This window comes from Roseobacter sp. GAI101, from assembly GCF_000156335.1.
GTDB lineage: Bacteria > Pseudomonadota > Alphaproteobacteria > Rhodobacterales > Rhodobacteraceae > Sulfitobacter.
Genome location: NZ_DS999218.1, coordinates 3,278 through 4,983 on the forward strand (window position 1 = coordinate 3,278; position 1,706 = coordinate 4,983).

The 1,706-nt window shown below is 57.2% G+C and carries 1 protein-coding gene; it reads right to left on the reverse strand.

All coding sequences use genetic code 11. The annotated features are described in order from the left end of the window. Positions 1–744: 744 nt before the first annotated feature. Positions 745–1,527: a glycosyltransferase gene (locus tag RGAI101_RS21430; RefSeq protein WP_198133769.1), complete on the reverse strand. Its 783-nt coding sequence runs from the start codon at positions 1,525–1,527 to the stop codon at positions 745–747. Positions 1,528–1,706: the final 179 nt, after the last annotated feature.

The following is a 1,706-nucleotide window of genomic DNA, read 5'->3' on the forward strand; positions in this document are numbered from 1 at the left end:
GTTTGTATATAAAAACTAGCCTGCGCGGCTAGTGGGGCGATGGCCGCACGCGATAGCGGCCCGGTTAACGCCACTGCATCCTCTAACCCGCGCCGAGCAATGTCTGCGCGCAGCGCCCCTTCAAGCCCACCATCAGGGCCGATTATAGTCAGCGTCGCATCAGGGCGCTTCGCATACAGTCCCCGCGAACAGCGCCAGCATTCGAAGTGGGTCCTTTTGTGCGGCGAGCCTGCCCCAAAAATATCAAGTTGGGGGCAGGGTCCGGCTGCGCGCCGCGAATTGGCTCAGGACGGTCAAGTAAATAGCTGATGACTCTTCCGTGTTGGTTAAGGCGGTGGGGTAGGCGCTCCTCCAATGTGGCAGCGCTGTCTGCCCAAATGGCAGTAACCCATCGAGCCGCCATGCGGGTCACAATCCGATCTATTGCGTGGGCATCACGAGCGTTATGCAGGAATAGGACCATGGGCGCACGGCAGCCGCGCAATCGAGCCAAACCACCTACCAGTACCGCGCGCCAAAGAGATAGGATCACCAATGCCGGTTCCGCCCTTGTCAGCCGGCCCGCCGCCGACCAAAGCGCGCGTGGATCAAAGGTCGCCCCGCGACCGGAGCGGTCGCTAACATCCTCGAAGACAAACATGCGTTCCAGCACGAGATCGCCGCGCCAAACGCCTTCAACAGTAGCGGCCGCGCGTTCCACTCCGCCGATTCCGTCATAGGGAATCAGGTGAATGACGCGTCGCACTATTCAGGTTCTCCACGTGCGATAGCTTCATAGCGCCGAGTCGTATTGGCAATTCCAAAGCGTTCCACCGCACGTGATCTGGCGCGTGCGCCATATAATGCTGCTTCCGATGGATCGTCGATCCAGCGTGCTATACGCTGGGCAAGCGCATTGGCATCTCCTGATGTGTAGAGCATTCCATGACCCTCACTGATCATGTTGGATACGCCATTAACGTCGCTGGCCACCACAGGTCTGGCCATGGCCATAGCCTGCATGATAGAATTACTCATAGTCTCTCCAAAAGTCGCATGCACGTAGATGTCCAGTCGGGCAAGCAATGCCCGTACCCCATCGCGATCTAGAAATCCGTGCAGCGTAACGTTCTGGCCGAGCTCTAGGCGGGCAATTGTAGCCTCAATCCGAGAACGAGTGGCCCCGTCGCCAGCGATGTGTAGGTGAAGCTCTTGGTCCGGGCGGGTTCTGATCAGCTGTGCAACCGCCTTGAGTAACGTTTCGTGGTCTTTTTTGTGCTGGAGACGTGAGATCATGCCAAGTTGTACCGTCCCTTTCGGATTTAAGGAGACATTGGATATTTCGTCAGGCGAAAAGAAATCCGTGTCTAATCCATTAGATACGATGCGTACCTTATTTAGACGATGCAATCTGCCGAGCGCTTTTTGTGCGCCCCATGCGGCTTCGGGCGTCAGGTGTACGATGTCATCCAGTGTCATATGCGCAAGAGCCAGCATTCCCCATTCATATCGGCTCTTGAGTTGCACGGGTTCGCTTTCACGCAACATCAGCCTCGGCCGCACTTTCATACCGCAGAGAAGTGCAGCGGCCGGGGGTCGCGGCTAGACCGTTCAGGAAAATCAGGTCTGGGCGCTCACGCAAAAATACCCTGCGTAGGTCTATGTAGAAACGTAAGTGTCCCCTACCAGGCGGCTTACTGACGTGGCTCCAGCCGATCTCCATGGCG

Coding starts and splice junctions, on each gene's coding strand:
- RGAI101_RS21430 (WP_198133769.1), bottom strand. CDS start 1,527: ATGTTGCGTGAAAGCGAACCCGTGCAACTCAAGAGCCGATATGAATGG.